The sequence below is a fragment of the Methylobacterium sp. J-077 genome, from assembly GCF_022829365.1.
Lineage (GTDB): Bacteria > Pseudomonadota > Alphaproteobacteria > Rhizobiales > Beijerinckiaceae > Methylobacterium.
Genome location: NZ_JAKSYJ010000142.1, coordinates 97,960 through 122,678, shown reverse-complemented (window position 1 = coordinate 122,678; position 24,719 = coordinate 97,960). Strand labels below are relative to the sequence as shown.

General features: G+C 71.1%; 24 protein-coding genes and 1 other RNA gene. 15 read left to right on the top strand and 10 right to left on the bottom strand.

Going from position 1 to position 24,719, the window contains the following annotated elements; genetic code table 11:
• Positions 1-4 precede the first annotated feature (4 nt).
• Complete coding sequence (locus tag MKL11_RS17450) at positions 5-3,559, top strand: tubulin-like doman-containing protein (protein ID WP_243945546.1); 3,555 nt, start codon at positions 5-7, stop codon at positions 3,557-3,559.
• Positions 3,560-3,709: 150 nt separating this feature from the next.
• Here the strand turns inward: MKL11_RS17450 and MKL11_RS17445 are convergent, their stop codons facing one another.
• Positions 3,710-4,615 carry a DUF6925 family protein gene (locus tag MKL11_RS17445; protein WP_243945544.1) on the bottom strand — a complete coding sequence of 302 codons (906 nt, stop codon included), beginning with the start codon at positions 4,613-4,615 and terminating at the stop codon, positions 3,710-3,712.
• 191 nt (positions 4,616-4,806) lie between these two features.
• Between MKL11_RS17445 and rfbC the strand changes: the two genes are divergently transcribed.
• The 4 genes from rfbC to rfbA all read left to right on the top strand — a co-directional run bounded on the left by rfbC (position 4,807) and on the right by rfbA (position 8,321).
• On the top strand, positions 4,807-5,358 hold the full coding sequence (gene rfbC / locus MKL11_RS17440; RefSeq protein ID WP_243945542.1) for a dTDP-4-dehydrorhamnose 3,5-epimerase: 552 nt from the start codon (positions 4,807-4,809) through the stop codon (positions 5,356-5,358).
• 121 nt (positions 5,359-5,479) lie between these two features.
• Entirely contained in the window at positions 5,480-6,529 is a 1,050-nt protein-coding gene (gene rfbB, locus MKL11_RS17435) for a dTDP-glucose 4,6-dehydratase (protein ID WP_243945540.1), read from the top strand.
• On the top strand, positions 6,529-7,434 hold the full coding sequence (gene rfbD / locus MKL11_RS17430; RefSeq protein WP_243945538.1) for a dTDP-4-dehydrorhamnose reductase: 906 nt from the start codon (positions 6,529-6,531) through the stop codon (positions 7,432-7,434). The genes rfbB and rfbD overlap by 1 nt, the downstream gene beginning before the upstream one ends.
• Positions 7,431-8,321: a glucose-1-phosphate thymidylyltransferase RfbA gene (rfbA, locus tag MKL11_RS17425; protein WP_243945536.1), complete on the top strand. Its 891-nt coding sequence runs from the start codon at positions 7,431-7,433 to the stop codon at positions 8,319-8,321. The genes rfbD and rfbA overlap by 4 nt, the downstream gene beginning before the upstream one ends.
• A 110-nt stretch (positions 8,322-8,431) precedes the next feature.
• On the opposite strand, the gene MKL11_RS17420 is transcribed toward rfbA, so the two are convergent.
• The 4 genes from MKL11_RS17420 to MKL11_RS17405 form a co-directional block, all read right to left on the bottom strand.
• Positions 8,432-8,614 carry a hypothetical protein gene (locus MKL11_RS17420; protein ID WP_243945533.1) on the bottom strand — a complete coding sequence of 61 codons (183 nt, stop codon included), beginning with the start codon at positions 8,612-8,614 and terminating at the stop codon, positions 8,432-8,434.
• Positions 8,615-8,659: 45 nt separating this feature from the next.
• Positions 8,660-8,830 carry a hypothetical protein gene (locus MKL11_RS17415; RefSeq protein ID WP_243945531.1) on the bottom strand — a complete coding sequence of 57 codons (171 nt, stop codon included), beginning with the start codon at positions 8,828-8,830 and terminating at the stop codon, positions 8,660-8,662.
• Complete coding sequence (locus MKL11_RS17410) at positions 8,827-9,093, bottom strand: AbrB/MazE/SpoVT family DNA-binding domain-containing protein (RefSeq protein ID WP_243945529.1); 267 nt, start codon at positions 9,091-9,093, stop codon at positions 8,827-8,829. Before MKL11_RS17410 ends, MKL11_RS17415 begins: the two co-directional genes overlap by 4 nt.
• An 86-nt stretch (positions 9,094-9,179) precedes the next feature.
• Positions 9,180-9,446: a hypothetical protein gene (locus tag MKL11_RS17405; RefSeq protein ID WP_243945520.1), complete on the bottom strand. Its 267-nt coding sequence runs from the start codon at positions 9,444-9,446 to the stop codon at positions 9,180-9,182.
• Positions 9,447-9,607: 161 nt separating this feature from the next.
• On the opposite strand from MKL11_RS17405, the gene MKL11_RS17400 reads away from it, so the two are divergent.
• The 4 genes from MKL11_RS17400 to MKL11_RS17385 all read left to right on the top strand — a co-directional run bounded on the left by MKL11_RS17400 (position 9,608) and on the right by MKL11_RS17385 (position 14,197).
• On the top strand, positions 9,608-10,705 hold the full coding sequence (locus tag MKL11_RS17400) for an OpgC family protein (RefSeq protein WP_243945518.1): 1,098 nt from the start codon (positions 9,608-9,610) through the stop codon (positions 10,703-10,705).
• Positions 10,666-11,547: an SGNH/GDSL hydrolase family protein gene (locus tag MKL11_RS17395; RefSeq protein WP_243945516.1), complete on the top strand. Its 882-nt coding sequence runs from the start codon at positions 10,666-10,668 to the stop codon at positions 11,545-11,547. Before MKL11_RS17400 ends, MKL11_RS17395 begins: the two co-directional genes overlap by 40 nt.
• A gap of 158 nt (positions 11,548-11,705) precedes the next feature.
• On the top strand, positions 11,706-13,061 hold the full coding sequence (locus tag MKL11_RS17390) for a lipopolysaccharide biosynthesis protein (RefSeq protein WP_243945514.1): 1,356 nt from the start codon (positions 11,706-11,708) through the stop codon (positions 13,059-13,061).
• Entirely contained in the window at positions 13,058-14,197 is a 1,140-nt protein-coding gene (locus MKL11_RS17385; protein ID WP_243945512.1) for a GNAT family N-acetyltransferase, read from the top strand. The genes MKL11_RS17390 and MKL11_RS17385 overlap by 4 nt, the downstream gene beginning before the upstream one ends.
• Positions 14,198-14,206: 9 nt before the next feature.
• On the opposite strand, the gene MKL11_RS17380 is transcribed toward MKL11_RS17385, so the two are convergent.
• A complete protein-coding gene (locus MKL11_RS17380) occupies positions 14,207-14,491 on the bottom strand; it encodes a hypothetical protein (protein WP_243945510.1) in 285 nt (94 codons plus the stop codon).
• Between the two features lie 153 nt (positions 14,492-14,644).
• Here MKL11_RS17380 and MKL11_RS17375 point away from each other — a divergent pair, with 153 nt between their 5' ends.
• Positions 14,645-14,899 (top strand): hypothetical protein, encoded by a 255-nt coding sequence (locus MKL11_RS17375; protein ID WP_243945508.1) that lies wholly within the window; start codon positions 14,645-14,647, stop codon positions 14,897-14,899.
• A gap of 9 nt (positions 14,900-14,908) precedes the next feature.
• Here MKL11_RS17375 and MKL11_RS17370 read toward each other — a convergent pair whose 3' ends face one another.
• The 4 genes from MKL11_RS17370 to MKL11_RS17355 form a co-directional block, all read right to left on the bottom strand.
• Positions 14,909-17,251: a PAS domain-containing sensor histidine kinase gene (locus MKL11_RS17370; RefSeq protein WP_243945507.1), complete on the bottom strand. Its 2,343-nt coding sequence runs from the start codon at positions 17,249-17,251 to the stop codon at positions 14,909-14,911.
• Positions 17,252-17,430: 179 nt separating this feature from the next.
• Complete coding sequence (gene pepN, locus MKL11_RS17365; protein WP_243945505.1) at positions 17,431-20,052, bottom strand: aminopeptidase N; 2,622 nt, start codon at positions 20,050-20,052, stop codon at positions 17,431-17,433.
• A gap of 82 nt (positions 20,053-20,134) precedes the next feature.
• Positions 20,135-20,575 carry an arsenate reductase (glutaredoxin) gene (gene arsC / locus MKL11_RS17360; protein ID WP_243945503.1) on the bottom strand — a complete coding sequence of 147 codons (441 nt, stop codon included), beginning with the start codon at positions 20,573-20,575 and terminating at the stop codon, positions 20,135-20,137.
• Positions 20,568-20,927 (bottom strand): ArsR/SmtB family transcription factor, encoded by a 360-nt coding sequence (locus MKL11_RS17355; protein WP_243945501.1) that lies wholly within the window; start codon positions 20,925-20,927, stop codon positions 20,568-20,570. The genes arsC and MKL11_RS17355 overlap by 8 nt, the downstream gene beginning before the upstream one ends.
• Before the next feature lie 50 nt (positions 20,928-20,977).
• On the opposite strand from MKL11_RS17355, the gene arsH reads away from it, so the two are divergent.
• From arsH to MKL11_RS17330, 5 genes are all read left to right on the top strand, one after another.
• Entirely contained in the window at positions 20,978-21,724 is a 747-nt protein-coding gene (gene arsH / locus MKL11_RS17350) for an arsenical resistance protein ArsH (RefSeq protein ID WP_313900759.1), read from the top strand.
• A 129-nt stretch (positions 21,725-21,853) separates the two neighbouring features.
• Positions 21,854-22,294 carry a VOC family protein gene (locus MKL11_RS17345; RefSeq protein ID WP_243945499.1) on the top strand — a complete coding sequence of 147 codons (441 nt, stop codon included), beginning with the start codon at positions 21,854-21,856 and terminating at the stop codon, positions 22,292-22,294.
• A gap of 111 nt (positions 22,295-22,405) precedes the next feature.
• Positions 22,406-22,804: RNase P RNA component class A (gene rnpB, locus MKL11_RS17340), an RNA gene on the top strand.
• 404 nt (positions 22,805-23,208) lie between these two features.
• Positions 23,209-24,276, top strand: coding sequence for a 16S rRNA (cytosine(1402)-N(4))-methyltransferase RsmH (gene rsmH, locus MKL11_RS17335; protein ID WP_243945497.1), 1,068 nt, complete (start codon positions 23,209-23,211; stop codon positions 24,274-24,276).
• Complete coding sequence (locus tag MKL11_RS17330) at positions 24,273-24,686, top strand: hypothetical protein (protein WP_092041622.1); 414 nt, start codon at positions 24,273-24,275, stop codon at positions 24,684-24,686. The genes rsmH and MKL11_RS17330 overlap by 4 nt, the downstream gene beginning before the upstream one ends.
• The last annotated feature ends 33 nt before the right edge of the window (positions 24,687-24,719 follow it).

The window sequence follows — 24,719 nt, the reverse complement described above, 5'->3', positions numbered from 1 at the left end:
GACCATGGCTGACGCCCGGCCCGCCTCCGAGACCGAGACACTTCTAAAAGTCCGTCCGACCGTGTTCGTGGCGCTGGGCGGCACCGGCATGGAGGTGCTGCTGCGCCTGCGCCGCCGCATCCTCCAGGCCGATTGGAACGGGACGCGGATCAGCGCCCTCGACCAGTTCCCGGCCGCGTCCTTCCTGTATTTCGACACCGACACCCTTGAGGCCCGCGAGGCTGGCCGGGCGGCGGTCACCGACGCGCTCTCGGCCAAGGTCGCGTTCCGCGAGGGCGAGACCCTGCAGAAGGCGGTCAACCTCGCCCGCTACCAGGCCGAGCGGCGCAGCTATCCGCATATCGATTCCTGGCTTCCCGCCCGGGACCTGTCCCGCATCGATGCCTCGAAGGGCGCCGGGCAGATCCGCGCCATCGCCCGGCTGCTGTTCTTCGACGAGGTGCGCAACTTTCAGGACCGGCTCACCGCCAAGGCCGGCGCGGTGCTGGCCAACGTCTCGAACGAGGCGCAGCTGCGGGCGCTGGGCCTCGACACCGCCACGGACCTGCGCGTCGTCGTCGTGGCCTCGGTGGCCGGCGGCACCGGCTCCGGGGCGGTGATCGATGCCGGCTACGCGATTTCGTCGCTGGAGACGCCCAAGCGCCCCGACGCGGTCGATCTCTTCCTGGTCCTGCCCTCGGGCTATGTCGGCGCCAACAAGGACCGGGTCTTCGCCAACGGCGTCGCGACCCTGTCCGAGCTCGAATACGCCATGCGCGGCAATCCGGAGCCGCCCTATGTCGAGAGCTGGGGCGACCATGCCCGGGTCGCCCGCGGGGTCGAGCGGCCGTTCAGCGACGTCTACCTGTTCGACACCCAGAACCTCGCCGACCAGCGCACCGCGTCCATCGGCGACCTCTACGACATGATGGCCGACGTGCTGTTCGAGGATTTCGGCAATTCCGAATTCTCCGGCCGCAAGCGCTCGACGGGGGTCAACCAGACCCAGCACAAGATGCGCAAATGGGCGCCGCCGAGCCCGGACCGCGCCGGCCGCGCCGCCCTGTTCTCGCTGAACTACTCGGCCCTCGGCCAGGCCGTGCTCGCCACCCGCGGCAGCCTCGAATTCGAGGCGCACGCCGCCCGGGCGGGCCTGGGTATGGTGGAGGCGTTCTTCGGCGTCGCCCGGGGGCAGGGCGAGCGCCACATCCCCACGGTCGAGGAGCGCGACCGCTTCGGCGCCGACCGCCTCGCCCTGCGCTTCTCCGCCTTCGAGGCCTTCCCGAAGGTGCTGCGGCCGGCGCCCCCCGGCATCCCCGAATACGACCTCGTCGGCACCCTGCTGCAGCGGGCGGACGGCTCCTCGATCCAGGAATCGGTGGCGCTCGGTGTCGAGGAGGCGGTGGACGCGATCAGGACAGAGATCGCCAGCCCCCGGGACTGGGCGCCGAACCTGCGCAAGGAGGCCGAGCGCCTGCGCGACGACATCCTGGGCCGCACCGGCTCGGGCGCCGCCTACGGCCCCCGCGGCGCCGAGGTGCTGGACGTGCGCGCCAAGCTCGAGGCGGCCTGGCTCTCCGACACGGACGGCGCGCTGCCGGCCGCGCTTTACCGCCTCCTCGACGACCAAGAGCGCGGCGGCCTCGACTACGCCCGGGCGCTGATCGAGAGCGTGAAGGACCTGATCGAGGCCGATGGCGGCGCGCTGGCCCGCCTCACCGCCGCCGCCGACACTTATGCCCGGCTCGCCGACGAGATGCTGGCCGAGCATTTTTCCGCCTCGCTCAGCCGGCTCGACCAGGTCCGCCCCGGCCTGATCTTCTCGCACCGGCGCGACGCCGAGCGTTACCTGGAGCAAGCCCGGGAGGATCTGCGCGGCGCCTGCGTCCTGCGCATCCGCTCAGTGGCCGCCCGCGAGGCGGCCGAGCTGCTGCGCCGGGTCTCGGCCAGGCTCGGCACCCGGACCGGGCGCGACCCGGAGACCGGCGCCGCCCGCTACGACGGCCTGCTCGGCGCTCTGAACCAGGGCCACGCGGATGTCGGCCGGCTGATGCGCGACTTGCGCCTCGACATCGCCGAGATCCGCAACGCCATCGAGCGCCCCTCGGGCGGCACCTTCCTGGTCCTGCCCTCGGGCGACCTGCCCGAAGAAATCGTCGTCGCGCCCGCCGAGCGGCTCGCCTGGGCGCGCGAGGCGTTCCAGGCCTATGGCGGCTCGCGCGCGATCTTCGCCCTGCTGCGCGAGGAGGAGACCCGGGCCGACCTGCTCAACGCCGTGCGCGACATAGCCCGGCGCCGGCTCGGGCCGCACCGCGCCCGCATCCCCTCGGCGCTGGACGCGCTCCGCGAATTGCCCCCCGCCAAGCAGCGCGAGACCCTGGAGCTGATGCTGCTGCGCTGCATGCCGTGGATCTACGCGCGGTTCGACGCCTTCAGCCCGGGGGGCGATCAGTTCAAGACGATCCTGGCGGTTGAAGGCTCCCGCGCCTTCCAGGCCGAGTTCGGTCCGATCCTGCGGGCGAGCCTGCCGCCCGTGCTGGGCGCCGGCGAGATCGGCTTCCTGGAATCGAGCCAGCGCGGCCGAATCGTCTGCTACTGCGAATTGTCCGGCGTGCCGCTCGACGTGCTTGGACCCCTGCGGCGCGACTGGCGCAATGCCTACGCGCAGGAGCTCGACCGCCTCGACGCGATCCCGCTCCACAATCACAAGGATTATCTCCGCTTCCCGGACCCGGTCGCCCCCTCGGCCGAGGAATCGGATGCTTTGCGCGAGACCCTGTCGCTGTTCCTGCGCGCCGCCTGCCTCGGCCTGCTCCAGCGCGCGCCCGAGACCGGGCTGTGGCGCTTCGCCTTCGAGCCGGGCGACTGGCGCAGCGTCGGCTCGGAGCGGACCCTGCGGCGCAAGCTGTTCGACCGGGTCCAGCGCGCGGCGATCGCGGCCCAGCTCGCCGAGGCCGAGGCCGCCCTGTCGCCGGTCCAGAACCTGGCGATGGCGGCGCTGTTCGCGTGGACCGCCAAGCGCGCCTACGCGCCCCGGCGCGAGACCGTGAACTTCGACGCCGAGGCCCGGATCGGCGGGGTCGGGAACGCGGTGGCGGATGCGCTGAGCCGCCGCTGGCGCCAGGGCGCCGTCGAGGCCGGCGGCCTGCCGGTCGATCCGGACCGGCTGCTCGACGCGCTCCTCGCCCGCATCGAGGACTGGACCCGGCCGATCCCGGGCAGCCTCGCCGACGTGCCCGCCGAGGAGGCCAACCGCGACCCGGCCGACCCACCGGCCCTGCGCGCCGTGGACAAGCGCGTCATCGAGCCGTCAGCCTTCACGACCGAGGCCCTGCTCCGCCTCGCCAACCCGGCCGCGCCCGTCCCGCCGCCACCGCCCCCAGCCGCTCTGTTCTACGTCTACCGGGACACGGTCGAAGGCCCGTTTTCGCTCGCCGAACTCGTGGCCCAGGCTCGCGCCGGCACCCTGAGCGCGGCCAACCAGATCCATCCGCAGGGCGGAGCCTGGATCGCGGCCGGCGACCACCCGGCGCTGGCCCGCCTGCTGGCGCCACCGCCTCCGCCGCCGCCGGCTCGCTGAGGCTGCACTCGGTTGACGATGGCGGCCGACGGCTTTTCGCCGGTCACCCCGTCATTGCGAGCGTAGCGGAGCAACCCAGTGTGGCGCCACATCTTGAGATCGCGCGCTGCCCCGGGTTGCTCCGCTACGCTCGCAATGACGGCGGTGGCGCTAACCCCCCATCGCCAAAATCTGCGCCCGCGCCGCCCGGATCGCCGAGCGGGCGAAACGGCCATCGGCCAGCGCCGGATTGGGCTCGCCACCGGCCAGCACCATGCGCCGGAGCGCGGTGAGCGCCGGATCGCCCCAGGCATCGAGCAGGTGGCCGAAGGCGGCGTGGCGGTCGGCATCGAAGCCGGCCCGGCGGCCCATCGCGTCCTGGGCGGGGTGGGCCGGATGCAGGGCCGCGCAGGGTACCAGCCCGGCGGGGATCGGCGCGGTCGCGGCATGCGTCCGGCCGAGCCGCAGGAGTTTCGGCAGGATGTGGCTGTGCGGCCCGGGGGCGCTCGTACCGCCGGCCGGCGGGATCGGCGTGTAGACCTCGATCCGGCCGAAGCGGGCCAGGAACACCCGGTGGGGGCTCGCCGCGACCAGCATCGACCCGATCGAATTGCCGGGCTCGAGAATCGACTGGCCGGAGGCACCCCGCACGACAGCGATCAGGCCGGGATCGGCTACGCGCACGCAGGCATCGACCGCCTTGAGCCCGAGACCGAGATCGAACAGGATCGCGCCGCGATCCTGCACCCGGACAGCGTCCGCGTCGGGCCCGAGCTCGGTCAGAACGGCCCGGCGGCCCATGGCGCAGGCCGCTTCGGGCAGGCACAGGGCGACCGCCTGGCTCCATCCGCCCGTGAAGCCGGTCTCGTAGGCGAACGGCACCAGCTCCGGCGTCGCGGTCAGCGCGACCGCGCCTCGCGGCGTCGCCAGACCGATCCGCCCGCCCGCGCGAATCTCCACCGGCTCGGCCGCGTCCCGGGCGAAGGCCGCCACGGCCCCGTAGGCGCCGAGGCTCCAGGCACAAGCCGGGTCGGCGAGTTGGTCGCGCAGCAGGGACTCCACCGATCCACCCGTCATCGGCGCCCCATAACCTGAAGCATCATCCTCGCGAAAACCGCCCGGGCCAACATCCCCGCAGGGAGCACGCCTTGACACGGCCGGCGAATGACCGGAAGTCGCGGGTCGATCATCGAGGTTGTTCTCGGCGCGGCGGGCGTGACGCCCGGGATGACCGGGGCGGAGATATCCGCGGGGAGGGACGCGCTGGCATGGACGTGATCGAGACCGAAATCCCGGACGTGAAGCGCATCAAGCTGAAGCGCTTCGGCGACACGCGCGGCTGGTTCTCCGAGACGTTCCGAGCCGACGTGATGGCCCGGGCCGGGATCACCACCCCATTCGTGCAGGACAACCAGTCGTTCTCGGCCCCGCAGGGCACGATCCGCGGCCTGCATTTCCAGATCGCCCCGCAGGCCCAGGCCAAGCTGATCCGCGTGCTCCAGGGCGCGATCCTCGACGTGGCGGTGGATATCCGCAGCGGCTCGCCGACCTTCGGCACATACGTCGCGGTGACCCTGGACGCCGAGAACGGCGAGCAGCTTTACATCCCGCACGGCTTCGCCCACGGCTTCTGCACCCTGACCCCGGACGTCATGGTCGCCTACAAGGTCGACGCCTATTACAGCCCCGAGCACGACCGGGCCTTGGCCTGGGACGATCCCGAGATCGGGATCCCGTGGCCGGTCTCGGGCGAGGCCGCGATCCTGTCCGACAAGGATCGCCGCGCGCCCCGGCTCGCCGCGCTCGGCCAGGTGTTCTGAACAGCATTCTGAACCGGTGTTTCCGGCCGCCTTGCGGCCGGGCCGTATTTTCGTCACGCCGGGCGGTCTTTAGCTGCCCGCAGCCCATGTCTTGACGCGATTGATCCGAAGGGGACCCACCATGCGCATTCTGGTGACCGGAGGCTGCGGCTTCATCGGCTCGGCGCTGGTGCTGCACCTCGTCAACGATCTCGGCCACGAGGTCTGCACCCTCGACGCGATGACTTACGCGGCCAACCCGATTTCCTTGGCGTCCCTGGCCGAGAACCCGCGTCATCGCCTGGTCGAGGCCGATATCTGCGACCGCGCCGCCGTGCAGGCCGCCATCGCCGACTTCAAGCCGCAGGCGGTGATGCATCTGGCCGCCGAGAGCCATGTCGACCGCTCGATCACCGATCCGGGCGCCTTCGTGCGCACCAACGTCATCGGCACCCAGACCATGCTGGACGGGGCTCGGGGCTATTACGAGACCCTGCCGGAGGCGGACAAGAAGACATTCCGGTTCCTGCACGTCTCGACCGACGAGGTCTACGGCTCGCTGCCCCCGGGCGCGTTCTTCACCGAGGACAGCCGCTACGATCCGCGCTCGCCCTATTCGGCATCCAAGGCAGCCTCCGACCACCTGGCGCGGGCCTGGCACGAGACCTACGGGCTTCCGGTGCTGGTGACCAACTGCTCGAACAATTACGGGCCGCGGCACTTCCCGGAAAAACTGATCCCGCTGATGATCCTCAACGCCCTCGAGGGCAAGAAGCTGCCGGTCTACGGCGACGGGCTGAACGAGCGCGACTGGATCCATGTCGAGGACCACGCCAAGGGCCTGGTCGCCGTGCTGGAGCGCGGCCGGGTCGGCAACACCTACCTGCTCGGCGGCCGAGCCGTGCGCAACAACCTCGCGGTGGTGAAGGCTTTGTGCGCGGCCTTCGACCGGCTGCGGTCGGAGCACGGGCCCCACGAGCAGCTGATCAGCTTCGTCGCCGACCGGCCCGGCCATGACCGGCGCTACGCCATCGATTGCACCAAGGCCGAGACCGAGCTCGGCTGGCGGCCGCAGAAGACCTTCGAGCAGGCCCTGGAAGAGACCGTGGCCTGGTATCTCGACAACGCGAGCTGGTGGCGCCCGATCCGCGAGGGCCGCTACACCGGCGAGCGCCTGGGGCTGACCCGCTGATGGACATCCTGGTCCTCGGCGGCGGCGGGCAGGTCGGCACCGAGCTGCAGACCCTGGCCTGGCCGGACGGCGTGTCGGTGCACGCGCCGAGCCGCGCGGAGCTGGACATCACCGACCCGGGCGCCGTCGCCCGGACCTTGGAGGCGCGCGATTATCGGGCGGTGATCAACACAGCCGCCTACACGGCGGTCGACAAGGCCGAGTCCGACGTGGTCGAGGCCTGGCGCCTGAACGCCCTCGCGCCGGCAATCCTGGCGGCCGCGACGGCCGCCAAAAGAATCCCGCTCGTGCATGTATCGACGGACTACGTCTTCGCGGGCACCAAGCCCGACGGCGCCTATGCGCCGGACGACCCGATCGACCCGCAGAGCGTCTACGGCGCCAGCAAGGCCGCGGGCGAACTCGCCGTGCGCAGTGCCAACCCGCGCCACGCGATCGTGCGCACCGCCTGGGTGGTGAGCCCGCACCGGGGCAATTTCGTCAAGACGATGCTGCGCCTCGCCGGCGAGCGCGACGCCCTGACGGTGGTGAACGACCAGCACGGCTGCCCGACCTCCGCCTCCGACCTCGCCGCCGCCCTGGCGGTGATCGCCCGGCGGCTGGCCGAGGATCCGTCCGCGCCCACCGGAACGTTCCACTGCGTCAATGCCGGCGCCACCACCTGGCACGGCTTCGCCGAGGCGATCGTGGCCGGGGCCGCCCGGCGCGGCGGCCGGTCGATCCCGGTCACCGGCATCCCGACCTCGGCCTATCCGATACCGGCCAAGCGGCCGGCCAATTCGCGCCTGTCCACCGACAGCCTGACGGCGGCCTACGGCCTCGCGCCCCGGCCCTGGCAGGCGGCGCTCGACGACATCCTGGACCGGCTCGTCGGGCCGGTTTCAGAGGGAGCTTCCAAGCCATGAAGGGCATCGTTCTGGCCGGCGGATCCGGCACGCGGCTGCATCCGGCCACGCTGTCGATCAACAAGCAGCTGCTGCCGGTCTACGACAAGCCGATGATCTACTATCCGATCTCGGTTCTGATGCTCGCCGGCATCCGCGAGATCCTGATCATCTCCTCGCCGGAGCACCTCGACAATTACAAGCGCCTGTTCGGCACCGGCGAGCAGTTCGGCCTGCAATTCACCTACGCGGTGCAGCCGCGGCCGGAGGGCCTCGCCCAGGCCTTCGTGATCGGGCGCGACTTCGTCGGCAGCGACGACGTGGCGCTGATCCTCGGCGACAACCTGTTCTTCGGCGCCGGCATGGGCGAGCTGCTTGCGCAGGCGCGGGCGCGCAAGGACGGCGCGACCGTGTTCGCCTACCATGTCGACAATCCGCAGGCCTACGGCGTGGTCAGCCTCGACAAGACCGGACGCGCGACCAAGATCGTCGAAAAGCCGGCGAAGCCCGAATCCACCTGGGCGGTGACCGGCCTGTACTTCTACGACAATCAGGTGCTCGACATCGCCGCCGCCGTGAAGCCGTCGGCCCGGGGCGAGCTGGAGATCACCAGCGTCAACGAGGCCTATCTCGAGCGCGGCCAGCTCTACGTGGAGCGGATGTCGCGCGGCTATGCCTGGCTCGACACCGGGACGCATGACAGCCTGCTGGAGGCCAGCGAGTTCGTCCGCACCCTGCAGAACCGTCAGGGCCTCCAGGTGGCCTGCCTGGAGGAGATCGCGTTCCTCCAGGGCTTCATCACCCGCGATCAGCTCGTTGCCCGCGGCGAGATGTTCGCCAAGACCAATTACGGCCAGAACCTGCTCCGCCTCGCCCGCGAGAGCGAGGACGAACTCGCGTTGCGGTGAGGGCACGGGGCTGGCCCCAGGTAGGATGTGTCGGGTGCGGCGACGATCCTTGGAGATCGCTGCCTTTCGAACATCGAAATAGGGCCGGCGTCGACGCGATACCCCTGTCGTTATGACATCAGGACGGCGTCGATTCCGTGCTCGGCGAGCAGCTTCACGGCTTTCCGGTCAAACGATGCGAATGATTCGGCGCCCAGCCGTCGGCCGTCGAAGGCGATCACGCCGTCCGCGAAGTCTCCGCGCGCTTCCAGCAAGGCGAGCCCCGCTTCGACCGCGGGACGATCGAAGACCACGTTTCGTGTCGCAATGACTTGCCGGATCGCCCGCCCGATCTGGGTTCAGGCGGCGCCATAACGGCGTTCCATCACCCAAGCCATCTCACGCAGGACGTGCACGCTGATCGCGACGCGATCGGCGGTCTTCAAAGCCTCGATCACGATGTCTTGCTGGTCCGCGTCATCGGGGGTGACGAAGCGCAGCAGCAGGTTCGTGTCAGCCGTGAGTTTCATTCCTCGCCAGCGCCGGCGGCAGCACCCGCTTCGGCGATGGCGTCGTTGATATCCTCGATCGAGAGCTTCGCGCCGTTTGTTGTCCCATCAAAGACAGTGTGCAGGGTCTCCCATGACCCCTGCGCCCGATCGGCTTTGAGTTCCGCTCGCCCATCCGGCAGCAGATCAAGCCTGATCTTATCACCGGGTTCGATGCCGAGATGCTTCAGCACGTCCTTTCGAAAGGTGACTTGGCCGCGTCCCGTCAGGGTCAGCGTCGCCATGTTGAGGCCTCCGAGCCGTGACTCGACGGTAAGATACAGGGGCCTTACTCTCAAGCGTGACGCGGAGTCGGGCCGCGGCCCAGCCGCTACTTCGGGCTGCAGCCGATGCAGATGCCCTGGGAGATCTTGTCGTCCTGGATTTGCTCGCGGGTGCGGTCGCGACGGTCGTCCGGGGTCGCGGCGCCGGCGCCGGAAGACGGAGGCATGGTGCGCCCGACCGTCGAGGTGTGCGGCGCCGTGACCGTCGAGGTCGGTCCTCCGCCGGTTCCGGTCTGAGACTGCGCCGAGGCGGCCGTCGCGGCCAGCATCGGCAGCAGGGCCGAGAGGCCGAGGAACGTGATCGTGCGGGTCATCTGTCCGGATCTCCTTGATCGGACCTAACGCGAGCGTGACCGCCCGGTTCGCGCGACCTGAGCGAACTCTCCCTTTGTTCGCCTTTGCAGACCGAGCCCGGCGCCGTATCAGGGGCCGCCCGACCCCGATCCCGTGTCGAAACCCCGGAGCCGCCGCGACGATGCGCGACCCCAACGCGATCGACTTCTGGCGCGGCTTCGCCCTGGTGACGATCTTCATCAACCACGTCCCGGGCAACACCTTCGAGCGCTACACCTTCTCGCAATACGGCATCTCGGACGCCGCCGAACTGTTCGTGTTCCTGGCGGGCTGGTCGATCGGCATCGCCACCCGCGGGCGCGACGGGCAACCGGAACCGGCCGGCCGGAGCGTGGTGCGGCTGCTCGCCCGCACCGTCGAGGTCTACCGGGCGCAGCTCACCGTCATGCTGCTGGCGCTGGCGATCATCGCCGGATCGGCGCTGCTGCTCGACAACCCGCTGATCCTCGAATGGCACAATGCCGGCGGCTTCTTCGCGGACCCGATCCAGTCGGTCTGCGGCATGGCGCTGATGACCTACCAGCTCGGCTTCTTCAACATCCTGCCGCTCTACGTGGTGCTGATCGGCATCGCGCCGATCTTCGTGCTGGTCGGCCGCTTCAGCCTGCTGGCGGCTTTGGCCCTGTCCGGGGGCGTCTACCTCGCAAGCCTCGTGTTCGAATGGAACGTACCGTCCTGGCCCGGGGAGGGCGATTGGTTCTTCGATCCGCTCTGCTGGCAGGTGCTGCTGGTGCTGGGCTTCGTGCTCCAGGGCTGGAACCTGCGCTCCGACACCCTGCGCCGCTGGGCGCGAAGACTGTTTCCGGTGGGGCTCGCCATCGTCGTCCTCGGGATCGTGCTGGCCGTGACGGGTCTCCGGCCGGATCCGCTGATGGTTCCCGAGCCGCGGCTGCTGTTCACGTTCGAGAAGACCTACCTGACACCGGCACGGCTTCTTCATTTCCTGGGGGTATTGCTCGCCTTCGCGCCCCTCTACGCAATCCTGGCTCCCCGAATCGGCGTGGTCGGTGGCTATCTGACCGGGCTGGGCCGGAACTCCCTGGCGGTCTTCTCCATGGGCTCGATCCTGAGTCTGATCGGGCAGCTCGTGCGTTTCCAGACCGGCGGCGGCGTGCTGGTCGATATACTGGTCGCCGGAAGCGGCTTGGTCGGTCTGGGGTTCACCGCATGGTTCGTCGAATGGCGCGCCCGCACCAAGTCATCCCGAGTTCGCGCGTGACGCCGGCACGCGCATCCGGGACCCGCTGGGCGCTGGCCGCCCTGATCCTGGCCGGTCTCCTGCCGGCGGCGGCGGCGGAGCAGCCGGCGGATCCGGGCGCGGGCGACCAGCCCGGCCTGTCTCAGGAATGCCGGGTCCCGGGTGCGCAGCTCTACACCATGGCCAAGCTGCGCGCGGTCCAGGCCGCACTCAGCGCGAACCGCACCCTCAAGATCCTGGCGATCGGCGGCAGCGCCGCGCCGGGCGCCTCGGCCTCCTATCCGGCCAAGCTCGAAGCCGCCCTCGAACACGCCCTCCCGAAGACCGACGTGACCATCGACCATCGCGGCCTGCCGGGGGAGATCGCCTCGGGGGCATCCGAGCGCCTGCGCACGATGGTGGCGGAGGCGGAGCCCGATCTCGTGGTCTGGCAGGTCGGCACCCATGACGCCATCGCCCGGGTCGATGCCGACGCCTTCGCGAGTGCGCTCAGCGAGGCCGTGGCCTGGATCCGCTCGCACGGGATCGACGTGGTGCTGGTCGACCCGATCTACACTGCCAGCATGGCCGCCGATGTCGACTACAACCGGATCGTCGACGCGGTCCGCACCGTGGCAGCTCAACAGGAGGTGCCGCTGGTGCGGCGCTACGAAGCCCTGCACTACCTGTCGAGTCGCAGCGACAAGGGCGAGGGGCACATGCTCGGCCGCCAGTTCCGGCTCAACGATCTCGGCCTGCGCTGCATGGCCGAGCACGTGGCGCTGACCATCGCCACCTCGCTCGCGCGGACCGAGGCGGAGCCGGATCCGAAGCTCGCGCCGGCCGCGCCACCCTTAACCGAGCCGCAACGCGCCCCGGGCTAGACCGGAAAACCCGAGACCGTCCTCCTGCGGTCACTGGCGTATCGACCCGGATATTGGATCCCGGACGCTGCTCCAGCGGGTTTGACGGGACATCATCTGTTTCCGAGCCGGCGGCGGCCGTTCGGGATGATGCTCCAAAGCCCGGCGCGGAGCGCGTAGTGTCAGCGACAGCCCTCCCAGCCTTCGGCAAGCTCGCCGCCGCCGGCCAGCGCCTCCAGGCCTTGAGCAGAGGCCCGGCGCGGGCCGCGCTCACGGTCTTCGCGATCCGGGTCGGCGCGGCCGGCTTCGCCTACGCGGCCCAGGTGCTCGCCGCCCGGCTGATGGGCTGGGACGCCTACGGGGTGTTCGCCGCCGTCTGGGTCTGGACCGCGATGCTCGGCCATACCCTGACGCTCGGCCTGTCGCAGGGCGCCTGCCGGTTCGTTCCGACCGACCAGGCGCGCGGCGATCTCGACCTGGCCCGGGGCTATATCCGGGCCGGTGCGCTGGTCACCGGCGGGGCGGCGCTCAGCGTCGCCGGCCTCGGTGCAGCCCTGCTGCGGCTGGAGCCGGGCCTGTTCGCGGCCGCCTACCGGGCGCCGATCGCGGTCGCGCTCGGCGTGATGCCGCTCTTCGCGCTGCAGGACTATCTCGAAGGCGTGGCGCGCAGCCAGAACTGGGTCGGGCTCGCCATCGCGCCGCCCTACCTTCTGCGCCAGAGCCTGATGATGGTCTGCATGGTCGGGGCCGTCCTGCTCGGGGCGCCGCCCCGGGCCGAGGTCGCGATGGCCTGCATGCTGATCGCCGCCGCCATCGCCACCGCGCTGCAGGCCGGCTTGCTCCTGGCGCGGCTGCGGGCGAATCTGCCGCCGGGGCCGCAGCGCTACCAGTGGCGGACCTGGCTCGGCACCAGCCTGCCGATCGCCGGGATCGACCTCGCCAATGCCGGTTTCACCTTCGTCGACGTGATCGTGCTCGGCGCCCTGGTGAGCCCGGCCGAGCTCGGCCTGTATTTCGCCGCGACCCGGATCCAGCAATTCGTGGTGTTCGTGCACTTCGCCGCCAGCGCGGCGACGCTCCAGCGCTACAGCGCCGCCCACGCCCGGGCCGATCGCCCCCTGCTCGCCGACCTCGTGCGCCGCCAGGGCCGGCTGACCGCGGGGGCCACCGCTCTCGTCGGCTGCGGGATCGTCGCGCTCAGCCCCGTGCTGCTGGCGATGTTCGGCCCCGGCCTCGGCTCCAGCGTGCCGATCCTGGCGGTGCTGGTCGCCGGCAGCGTCGCGGCGAGCCTGTTCGGACCTGGCGAAGACCTCCTGACCATGCTGGGCGGCGAACGGCTCTGCGCCGGCATCACCGCCTTCATGCTGATCGTCGCGGGCGCCCTGTGCTGGGCGCTGATCCCGCCTTTCGGAACCTTGGGTGCCGCCCTGGCGGTGGCGCTGGCGACGATCATGCGTGCCGGCCTGCTCGCCCGCACCGCCGGGCGCCTGCACGGGCTGCCGACCCCGATCTGGTCCGCGGGAGCGATCCGATGAGTGTTCCGGTTCACGCGCCGCCCAACGTGGTCGCCGGCCTGTCGGTCTCCGTCGGCCCCGCGCCGGATCCGGCAGCCTGGGACGCGCTGTTCGCATCCAGCGCCGCTCCGCATCCGCATTACGCGCGTCGCGTGATCGACGCGCATCGAGCCGCCGGGCTGCTGCCCGCGGACCTGCGCTTCGTCACGATCCGCAGCGGCGGCGATCTCGTCGCGCTCCTGCCCGTCACCCTGCGGCGCGACCTCACCGGACTCGGCAGCCGGGTGGCGCGGCCGTTCCTGTCGCCGCTGGTGACCGCCACCGCGCCCCTGGTGATCGACGGGTCCGGGCGCGCCGCGGCGGCGGAAGCCCTGGTCGCCAGCCTGGAGGAATGCGGCCGGGCCTGGCGCTGGCCGCTCTTGCCGACCGGTGACGGCGCGGTGCCGGAGATGCTGGCCGCGATGCGGGCGCGCGGCTGGGCGATCGGGACGGTCTCGGCATTCGAGCGCCCGGTGATGGAGCGCCGGGCCGATCACGACGCGTTTCTGGCCGGACACCCGAACCGATCCCGGTTCAAGGATCTGCGCCGCCGCGCCCGCCGCCTCGCGGAGTTCGGCACGGTCGCGCATGTCAGCGCCGCGGGCGGCCCGGAGTTGGCCCGGCTGGTAACGGATTTCCTCGCCCTCGAGCAGAAGGGCTGGAAGGGTCAGGCCGGCACCGCCATGGCCTGCCGGGCGGACATGGCCGCGCTCGCCCGCGCCCTGTTCGCCGACGCGCCCGGCCCGGTCGGTGTCCGGGCCGACGCCCTGACCCTCGACGGGCGGCCGATCGCGGTCAGCCTCGCCCTGGTCGGCGGCGGCACCGCGACCCTACTCAAGATCGCCTACGACGAGGACCTGCGCAGCCACGCCCCTGGCCTGCTGCTGGAGGCGGAGATCGTGCGCGCCTGCCACGAGACCGGTTTCGCGGACACACTCGATTCGGCGACCCTCGACGGCTCGGCCCTGGAGAGCCTCTACCGCGAGCGAACCCCGGTGGCCGAGATCATCGCCCTGCCGCCGGGGGATCGCACCCTGTCCCTGGACCGGCGCCTGCGCCTCGCCCGGTTCGAGCACGAGGCGCGTGCCGCGGCCAAGCGGGCTCTGCGGCGGCGCTAAAGAGCGTCCCTACCGGCTTCGGTACGGCCCCTCGCCCTCGACCCGGTCGTAGACGCCGTGCCCGGTCCGAGCCCGATAGGCGCGGCCGGCGATCTCCCCGGGGGTGGGCGGCGTGCCGGGCTGGGCGAAGCTCGTCTCCGGGCGATAGGCCGGCCCCCAGCCGATCTCCTCGTCGCCCGCCGGATCCTTGCCGGGGAAGCCAGTGGCATAGCCGACGCTCTGCGCGCAGGCCGGGGCCGCGGCCAGCCCGAGCAGGGCCGCGAGGGTGAAGCGGAGCGTGGTCTTTGCGGGCATCGATCGTCTCGTCCGATGGTCGATCCGCCGGGCGGATCCTCTGACGGGGAAACGCCGGTCCACACCGCGCGTTCTCGGAGGCGCATCCGTGTCGCGGGCGAGCCCCCGAAAAGCCGGTCCGGACGACGTCGCAGTACGGAGGCCCGGGTCGCCATGGAGGATTGGAAGGCGGGTTTCCGGGCCGAGTTGCGGGCGATCGAGATCGCCACCGCCGATGCGGCGGCATCGGTACTGCCGGATCTGCTGCGGCGCCTGCGCCATCACCAGGCCGGGCTCGGAGGCCCCGCGCTCCTGACGCTCTACCGCCGCTGGCGGATCCGGCGCCTCGCCCGGGCGGTGGCGGATGCGCGCTGGCAGGTGGAGCAGGGTCGCCTGGCGCGATCGGGCGGGCTCGATCCGCGGCGGTGAGAGACGGATTCAGGCGGCGACCGGCCGGCGCGCACCCAGCCTCCGGGCTTCCCGAGACGCGCCGGCCGCGCCGCCGGGCCGGTCGTTCTGCTCGGGCGTCGGTGCCGGCAGGCGCACCAGGACGACGGTGCCGACCGTTTCCTCGGAGCGGATCCGCAGGGACCCGCCATGCAGCTCGACCATCGAGCGGGTGATCGCGAGCCCGAGCCCCGACCCCTTGTGGCTGCGAGTCATCTGCGCCTCGACCTGGGTGAACGGCCGGCCGAGCCGGGCGAGGTCGGCGCGGGGGATGCCGATACCGCTATCCTCGACGAACAGGTGGGTGCTGGCCCCCGCGCGCCGGACCCGCACCGCGACGCGGCCGCCGGCCGGCGTGAACTTCACGGCGTTCTGCACGAGGTTGGTCAGGATCTGCTGCATCGCGCTCGGATCGGCGAGCAGGTCGATCCCGGGCTGCACGTCGAGGCCGAGGGTTATTCCCTTCTCACGGGCGGCCGCCTCGACCAGCCCGAGCGCGGCGGTGACGGCAGCCTCGGCCGGGATCGCCCGCGGGTTCAGCCGCACCCGGCGCGCCTCGAGCCGGGCCATGTTGAGGATGTCGTCGATCATCGAGAGCAGGTGCGAGCCGCTCTCGCGGATGTCGCGGCAATACTCGGTGTAGCGCGGGGTGCCGAGCGGGCCGAGGACCGCGTTCTCCATCACGTCGGCGAAGCCGATGATCGCGTTGAGCGGCGTGCGCAGCTCGTGGCTCATATTGGCCAGGAACTCGGACTTGGCCTGGCTGGCGGCCTCGGCGGCGGCTTTCTGGTCGAGATAGCGCTCGGCCAGGTCGGCGAGCTGCTGGGTCTGGAGTTCGAGGGTGCGGCGGGAGCGCTTGAGGTCCTTGACCGTCTCGATCAGCTCGCGCTCCGAGGCCTGGAGCTGTTCCTGGTGGCGCTTCAGGCTGGTGATGTCGGTGCCGACCGAGACATAGCCGCCATCCTTGGTGCGGCGCTCGCTGATCTGGAGCCAGCGGCCGTCGGTGAGCTCGGCCTCGAAGGTCCGGGCGGCCATGCCCGGGAGGGCGAGGCCGGCCTCCGGGGATTCGCGCCGGACCTGGGGCAGCACGCCCCGGCCCATCACGTCGCTGTAGTTGCGGCCCGATTGCGCGTCCTCGGGGCTGAGGGCGTGGAGGTGGCGGAACTTCGAATTGCACAGCACCAGCCGGTTGCCGGTATCCCAGAGGACGAAGGCCTCCGAGATCGCCTCGACGGCGTCGCGCAGGCGCATGTCGGAGGCCGCGTTGGTCTCCTCCAGGGCGCGCTGCTCGGTGATGTCGGTGGCGATGCCGACGAGGTGGCGCCCGCCATCGGTGGCGTCGGGCATGACCTCGGCCCGGGCGCGCAGCCAGACATAGGCGCCGTCGGCCCCACGCATCCGGAAGGCGTGGTCGATGCAGGTCTGGGCGGCGGCCAGCCCCCGGGCGAGGCTGTAGAGGTCGCCGTCGTCGGGATGGACCAGGGCGTTCACCGCCCCGAAGGAGAGATACTCGTGCTGCCGCTGGTAGCCCAGCAGCGCGTACATCGAGTCGGACCAGTAGATCCGGCCCCGGGCGATATCCCAGTCCCACAGCCCGCAGGCGCCGCGGCGCAGGGCGGTCTCCAGGCGGCCGCGGATCTGCTCGCCGGCGCGGTCGGCCCGGGTCGCCTGTCGGCTCTGCAGCCCGTAGGCGAGGCCGACGCCGACGATCACCAGGATCGCGGCCCCGACCAGGACGATCTGGTCCCGGGCCCGGGCGCTCCAGCCACGCATCAGCGGCTCGATCGGCTGCAGCACCGCGACCTGTCCGGCCCCGTCGGGCAGGCTGTGGATGGCGGCCAGCACGCTCTCGCCGCCGGGCAAGTCGAGGGCCATGGCGCCGGCGCGCTCGCCGAGGCCGGAGAGCGGCTCGCTGTCGCCTAGCACCTGGGCCAGGGTCGTCGCGTTGGCGGGAAGGGGCGGGTGTGCGGCGGCGATGCGGGTGTCGGGCCGCAGCAGCAGGAGGCGCCGGCCCGGATGCCGCTCGCTCTCCGGCATCAGGGCGCGCAGGTCTGACGCTCGGCCGGCGGCCGGCGTGATCGCCCGGGCGGCCAGTCGGGCGAAACCCTCGACCTCGGCCTTGGCTCCGGCCAGGATCTCGGCCCGCTGACCCTGGATGTGGAGCGCCGCGAGACCGACCAGGCAAGCGAGGAACACCGCCAGGATGCCCGGCACGGCGTAGCGCAGCCACCGCTCGACCAGACCGAGCCGCGGATCCCGGACGCGCATCGGCCAGGAAACGGCGAGACTCGATTCCGCACGCGCGGAGAAGGAAGCGGAAGCCGCCTCCGGCATGGCCGAACCTCACCCGTGGGAGTTGCGATCGGTTCGCCGCGTCTCGCGCCCCCCGAATCTGACTGAATACAATCACCTTCAGGGGGCGCTTGTCCACGGGTTTTTTACCATTCGGTCTTGACGCAACCCGTGCGTTACGACTCGGCAACAGAATCGTTTTCTACCGCAAGTTCAGTATGTTAGCCGCCTCCCAGGCTGCGCGCGACGATGTCCGCCGAGTCCCGGGACAGGCCCGGGATCGCCTTGATCCCATTAAGCATTTCGCCGGCTTTGGCGGCCCGCGATTTTTCCAGCCGACGCCAGGATCCGAAGGCCGTCAGGAGACGTGCTGCAACCTGTGGGTTGGTCGAATCGAGGGTCGCGACCGCGTCGGCGATGAGCGAAAAACCGGCTCCGTCGAGCCGCGCGAACTGCGTCGGGTTGCCGAACGCGAAGCTCCCGACCAGCGCGCGCACCCGATTCGGGTTGGTCATGGTGAAGGCCGGGTGGGCCTTCAGCCGGGCGATTCGCTCCAGGGTGCCGGGTTCGGGGATCTGAGCCTGGATCGCGAACCACTTGTCGAGGACGAGCGGTTCGTCGGCGAATCGCTCTGCGAAGGCCGCGAGCGCGTCCTCCCGGGCCGGGCCCGGGATCAGCGCCAGGGTGCCGAGCGCCGCCAGCCGATCGGTCATGTTGGTGGCGTTCGCCAAGCGTTCCGCCGCGCGCGCCGCCCCGGCCTCCGGGTCACCGGCCGCGATCAGGTCGAGGGCGGCGTTGCGCAGGGACCGTCGCCCGGCCGAGGCCGCGTCGGGGCTGTAGGCCGCGCCGTCGGCCGGGGCGAGGGCCGCGTCGAGGCTTTCCAGCCGCGGTCGCAGGGCACGGCCCAAGCGCGCCCGCAGGTCGAACCGGGCGCGGTGGATCGCGTCGGGATCGACGTCGGCGGGCACGGCGTCGGCGGCCTCGCCCTCGCTCGGCAGGGCCAGGACCAGAGCGGCGAAGGCCGGGTCGGCGAGCGCCTCGCCGTCGAGGAACCGCCCCAGCGCCTCCGCGAAGGCGTCGGCCCGGGCGGGATCGGGATCCAGGATCAGCCGCAGGGCGACGTCCTGCGCCGCCTGCCAGCGGTTGAACGGGTCGCTGTCCTGCGCGAGCAGCCGCATGCGCTGGGCGTCGGTGAGATCGAAATCGAGCCGCACCGGAGCCGAGAAGTCGCGCAGCAGCGAGGGCACCGGCTCCTCGGTGACGTGCTCGAACACGATCTCGGTCTCGGCGCTGTCGAGGACGTAGACCCCGTCCCGCACATCCGGGCAGGTGGCGTGCGCGAGCGGCCCGTCGGCGCCGACGAGGCCGAGCGCCACCGGGATCACCAGGGGCGGCGCGTCCTGTCCGCCCTCGCCGGGCAGTCTCTGGGCGAGGCGCAGGGTGCAGCGGGCGGCCTGCTGATCGTACGCCATGGTGACGGACAGGCGCGGCGTGCCGGGCCGCTCGTACCAGCGGGCGAAGGCCGAGAGATCGCGCCCGCTCACCGCCGCGAAGGCGGCCAAGAACTCCTCGACGGTGGCGGCGCGGCCGTCATTGTCGGCGAAGTAGCGGTCCATGCCGGCCCGGAACGCTTCCGGGCCGATCAGCGTCCGCAGCATCCGGACGATCTCGGCGCCCTTCTCGTAGACCGTCGCCGTGTAGAAGTTGTTGATCTCGGCATAGGCCCGCGGCCGGACCGGGTGGCGCAGGGGGCCGGCATCCTCGGGGAACTGACGCGCCCGCAGGGAGCGGACCTCGGCGATCCGATGGACCGGCCGGGAGCGCATGTCGGAGGAGAATTCCTGATCGCGGAAGACCGTCAGCCCTTCCTTGAGGCAGAGCTGGAACCAGTCCCGGCAGGTGACCCGGTTGCCCGACCAATTGTGGAAATACTCGTGGGCGATGATCGCCTCGATCGCCGCGTAATCCCCATCGGTCGCGGTCTCCGGGCTCGCCAGAACGTACTTATCGTTGAAGATGTTGAGGCCCTTGTTCTCCATGGCGCCCATGTTGAAGTCGGACACGGCGACGACATTGAACACGTCGAGATCGTAGGGACGGCCGAAGGCGGTCTCGTCCCATTTCATCGAGCGGATCACGGCGTCGAGGGCGTAGTCGGCGCGGGCCTCCTTGCCGGGCTCGACATAGACCGCGCAGGTGACGGTGCGTCCCTCCATCGTGGTGAAACGGGTCTCCACCTGGCCGAGCCGGCCGCCGACCAGGGCGAACAAATAGGCGGGCTTCGGGTGCGGGTCGTGCCACACGGCGAAGTGCCGGTCGCCCTCGGCCGGACCGGACTCGACCAGGTTGCCGTTGCCGAGCAGCACCGGCGCCGCGGCCCGGTCCGCCTCGATGCGGGTGGTGTAGACCGCCATGACGTCGGGACGGTCGAGGAAATAGGTGATCCGCCGGAAGCCGTCGGCCTCGCACTGGGTGCAATAGACCTCGCTGGAGCGATAGAGACCCATCAGCTTGGTGTTGGCGGTCGGATCGACCTCGGTGACGAGGCGCAGGCTGAACGGCTGCTGCGGCGGGGCGTGGAGGCTGAGGCCCGACGGCGTCGCCGTGTAGGCATCCGCCGCTAGCTCTGTGTCGTCGAGGGCGACCGAGACCAGACGGAGATCATCGCCATCGAGATGCAGCGGCGCCCCCGCGCGGCCGGCCGGGTTCGAGCGCAAAGACAGGGTCGCATCGATCCGGGTGGCATGCGGGTCGAGGCGGATGTCGAGATCGACGCGGTCGATCAGGTAGTCGCTCGGCCGGTATTCCTCCAGGCGGATCAGCGGCGGCGTCTCGGTGCGCATTCGGCTCTCTCTCCGGATCGGGTTCGGGCCCGTTCTGGTCCCTCGCGGGGCCGGGCGCAACGCGGTCCGGGAGGCCAAGCGCTTACGCCAGACCGACGCGGCGGCCGATCTCGTCCACCACCGGCTCGCCGTCTTCCTTGACGAACGCTCCCTGCTGCACCGGCAGCAGGTCCAGCACGTCCTCGGAGGGCCGGCACAGGCGGACGCCCCTGGGGCTGACCACGAGCGGCCGGTTCAGCAGGACCGGATGCGCCGCGACGGCGTCGAGCAGTTGGTCGTCGCTCAGCGCTGGATCGGCGAGGCCGAGCTCGGCGTAGGGCGTGCCTTTTTCGCGCAACGCCGCGCGCACCGATAGGCCGGCCCGGGCCAGGAGTTGCTTGAGCAGCGCCCGCGCGGGCGGGGTCTTGAGGTACTCGATCACGTGCGGCTCGATACCGGCGTTGCGGATCATCGCGAGGGTGTTGCGCGAGGTCCCGCAATCCGGGTTGTGATAGATCACCACGTCGAAGGCGCGATCAGGCATGGTCCACGTCTTTTGCGTAGGAGCCGCAGGCCGACAGGGCGGCAAGCGCCGGGGCGCAGACCTCCGAATGTCCCTGGCAGCAATCCGTCATGAGAAATGCGATCAGGCCGGACAGGACCGGGTAGGCGGCGCTGTAGATGATCGAGCGCCCCGCCCGGCGCGACCCGATCAGCCCGGCCTGTTGCAGCTCCTTCAGGTGGAAGGAGATGGTCGAGGCGGACACCCCGATGGCATGGGCCAGCGCCCCTGAGGCCATCCCGTCCGGCCCGGCCTTCACCAGCGCCCGGAGCGTCCGCAGCCGGTGCTCCTGGCCCAGCGCCATGAAGGCCGCGAGGGCTTGCGGTTCATCCATTTTCGTTTCAACATTCAAACGATCGTTCGAACATACGAGAAAGCGTCCCCGTGGACAAGCCCGAGCAGCCCTTCGCCGACGGCATCCCGCATGTCAGCCGGTCGCATTTCGTGGTGCCGGATGCAGCGCAGCTCGCAGCGGCGCGGCCGTTCGCGCACGCGCCGCGCTTCCTGATCCTGTACGGCTCGCTGCGCGCGCGCTCGTTCAGCCGGTTCCTGGCCCACGAGGCGGCGCGCCTCCTCGAGGCCATGGGCGGGGAGGTCCGGATCTACGACGCTTACGGCCTGCCGCTGCCCGACGACGCCACCGCCGACCACCCGAAGGTGCAGGAGCTACGTGCGCTCTCGCTGTGGTCGGAGGGGCAGGTCTGGGTCTCCCCGGAGCGGCACGGCACCCTCACCGGCGTGATGAAGAGCCAGATCGACTGGCTGCCGCTCAGCGAGGGCTCGGTGCGGCCGACGCAAGGGCGCACCCTGGCGGTGATGCAGGTCTCGGGCGGCTCGCAGAGCTTCAACGCGGTCAACAGCCTGCGCCTGCTCGGCCGCTGGATGCGGATGATCACCATCCCCAACCAATCCTCGGTGCCGATGGCCTACAAGGAATTCGACGCTGACGGACGGATGAGGCCGGGGCCGCTCTACGAGCGCGTGGTCGATGTCTGCGAGGAGCTGATGAAGTTCACGCTGCTGACACGCGAGCGGGCAGAATATCTCGTCGACCGCTACAGCGAGCGCAAGGAGCGGGCGCCGGAGCGGCTGCGGGACGTAGCGGCGGATATCGGCATCGGGACGCCATGACCGGCTCGGGCGGCCTACTCGGCCGGGGAGGCGCGCTCTAGCTAGGACAGCGACCGGCTCTGCCGGCCAAAACCGATTCCGCAGAGGGCGTCGCATCGGCCCTCGCTCCGACAGAGGGATAGCCGCCCGATGGAATACTTGCACACCATGGTCCGAGTGGCCGATCTCGACCGGGCGCTCGCCTTCTACGTCGACACCTTCGGTTTGAAGGAGGTCCGCCGCGTCGAGAACGAGAAGGGCCGCTTCACCCTGGTCTTCCTGGCCGCTCCCGGGGATGTCGAGCGGGCGCAGGCGAGCAAGTCGCCGCTGGTCGAGCTGACCTACAACTGGGACCCGGAGACCTATTCGGGCGGGCGCAATTTCGGGCACCTCGCCTACCAAGTCGACGACATCTACGCCTTCTGCGCCCGGCTCAAGGACAGGGGCGTGACCATCAACCGTCCGCCCCGCGACGGCTACATGGCCTTCGTGAAGTCGCCGGACGGGATCTCCATCGAGATCCTGCAGAAGGGCGGCGCCAAGGAGCCGCAGGAGCCGTGGGTCTCCATGGAGAACACCGGCAGCTGGTAATCGAAAAGCTCGACGCGACGCGCTCGCTGACGCCGAACCGGCTTCCACGTCGGCTGCGGGCGCTTCGGCGCCCTTGACCCGGACGGCGGCGCGGGCGCATCTGCCCGCGGATCAGCCGGCCGGGCGGCCGCTCCGGGTGCATCAGCATCCGGGGAGGAAAGTCCGGGCTCCATGGAGAGACGGTGCCGGATAACGTCCGGCGGGGGCGACCCCAGGGACAGTGCCACAGAGAGCAGACCGCCCCGGACACGTCCGGGGTCAGGGTGAAAGGGTGCGGTAAGAGCGCACCGCGGACGCGGCAACGCGGACGGCACGGCAAACCCCACCGGGAGCAAGACCGAATAGGGGCGGCGCGCCCTTCGCGAGAAGGGCAGGCCCGCTCTCCAGGCCAGTCGCCCGGGTTGGTTGCTCGAGGCGGTCGGCAACGACCGTCCCAGAGGAATGGCCGCCACGTCGGCGCGCGCGAGCGCTCCGGCCTTACAGAACCCGGCTTACAGGCCGGCTGATCCAACCCCCTGAACCCGCGCCGCCGTGGGGCGCGCCCGAGCCTCGACCCGCTCCGGCCAGGGCCAAAAATTCGCGCCGGGCAAAAACCTTCGGTTAACCGTGCCGGGGTCAGATCCGTCGGCTCGCCAGCGCCAGGCTCGCGCGTTGACGATCCTCCGAGGCCCATGATACCCGGCATCCTCCCGTCAACGGCGTGTATCGGATCGCCGGGCGTCACCTGCACAGGTGCAGGTCCCGTCCGTGCGCGGCGTTTCGCGCGCTCTGCATCCGGTGCCGTTCCCGTCACGCGCGCCGCGCTCGCGCGGCCCGGCACAGGGCACCATGAGACGCACGAGCCGCACCCGCGCCGGACTTCCCGGATCGCGCAGAAACCCCGACTGTCCCTGCACCGGCCCGGCGAGGCGCGCATGATTCGGCGCCGCCCCCCGGCCGAGGTCGCGGCCGCCGCGCGCTGCGATGGCCCCGGCTCCGCGCAGCCCCACGTGCCGGTGCTCCTCGACGAGGTCGTCGCGTCGCTCAAGCTCGACGGCGGCCTGGCCGTCGACGGCACCTTCGGGGCCGGCGGCTACACCCGCGCGCTGCTGGCGGCCGATCCGGCCCTGCGGATGATCGCCATCGACCGCGATCCGGAAGCGATCGCCAACGGCCAGACGCTGGTCGCCGAGGCCGGCGGACGCCTGCGCCTCGTGCCCGGCCGGTTCGGCGATCTCGACGCGTTGCTCGGCGAGGCCGGCGAGGCCAAGGCCGACCGGATCGTCCTCGATATCGGCGTCTCGTCGATGCAGCTCGATGCGCCGGAGCGGGGTTTCTCGTTCCGCAACGACGGCCCCCTCGACATGCGCATGGGCAATGACGGCCCGAGCGCCGCCGACCTCGTCAACGAGGCCGACGAGACCGCGCTCGCCGACATCATCTATCATTACGGCGAGGAGCGGCGCTCGCGGGCCGTGGCCCGGACCATCCACGAGGCCCGCCGCCGCGGCCGGATCGAGACCACGGCTCAGCTCGCCGAGCTGGTCGCCAGCGTCGTCTGGGCCGAGCCCGGCAGCCACATCCACCCGGCGACCCGGACCTTCCAGGGCCTGCGGATCGCCGTGAACGACGAGCTCGGCGAATTGGTCCGCGCGCTCCACGCCGCCGAGCGGGTCCTGGCCCCGGGCGGGCGGCTCGCCGTGGTGACGTTCCATTCCTTGGAAGACCGGATCGTCAAGCAGTTCTTCGCGGCCCGCAGCGGCCGCTCCGCCCAGGGCTCGCGTCATCTCCCGGGCGGCCCGGCCGAGACGATCCGCAGCTTCCGCCTGGTCACTAAGGGTCCGGTCCTGCCGGGCGAGGCCGAGATTGCGCGCAATCCGCGCGCCCGCTCGGCCAAGCTCCGGGCCGCCGAGCGCACCGAATCCGAGACGCCCGAACCGCTCGCCGCGCTCCACGCGCTGGCGAGCCTGCCAGACGCCGCCCGCGGGGGCCATCGCCGATGATCCGCCTGCTGAACCTCCTGGCGGTCGCCGGCCTCGTGGCCTCGGCGATCTACGCCTACTCGATCAAGTACGACACGCTCTACCAGGGCGGGCAGGTCTCCAAGCTGCAGACCGCGCTGCACAAGGAGCGGCAGGCGATCGCAGTGCTGCGCGCCGAGTGGCAGCTCCTGACCCGGCCGGACCGGCTGCAGGCGGCGGTGGACAAGCACCTCGCCCTGGAGCCGATCGGGACCAGTCATCTGGCCCGCCTGTCGGACCTGCCGGCCCGCCCCGAGCGCGGCGACGAGATCGGCCGGCTGCTGGCCGCGACGGCGACGCCCAAGGACAAGGGCACGGCCGAGCCGCGCACAACCGGCGCGATCACTCGCACCGTCACCACGACCCGCACCCCGAATACCGCTTCGAGGTAATCACCCGTGTCCGAAGACGCCGACCACACCCAA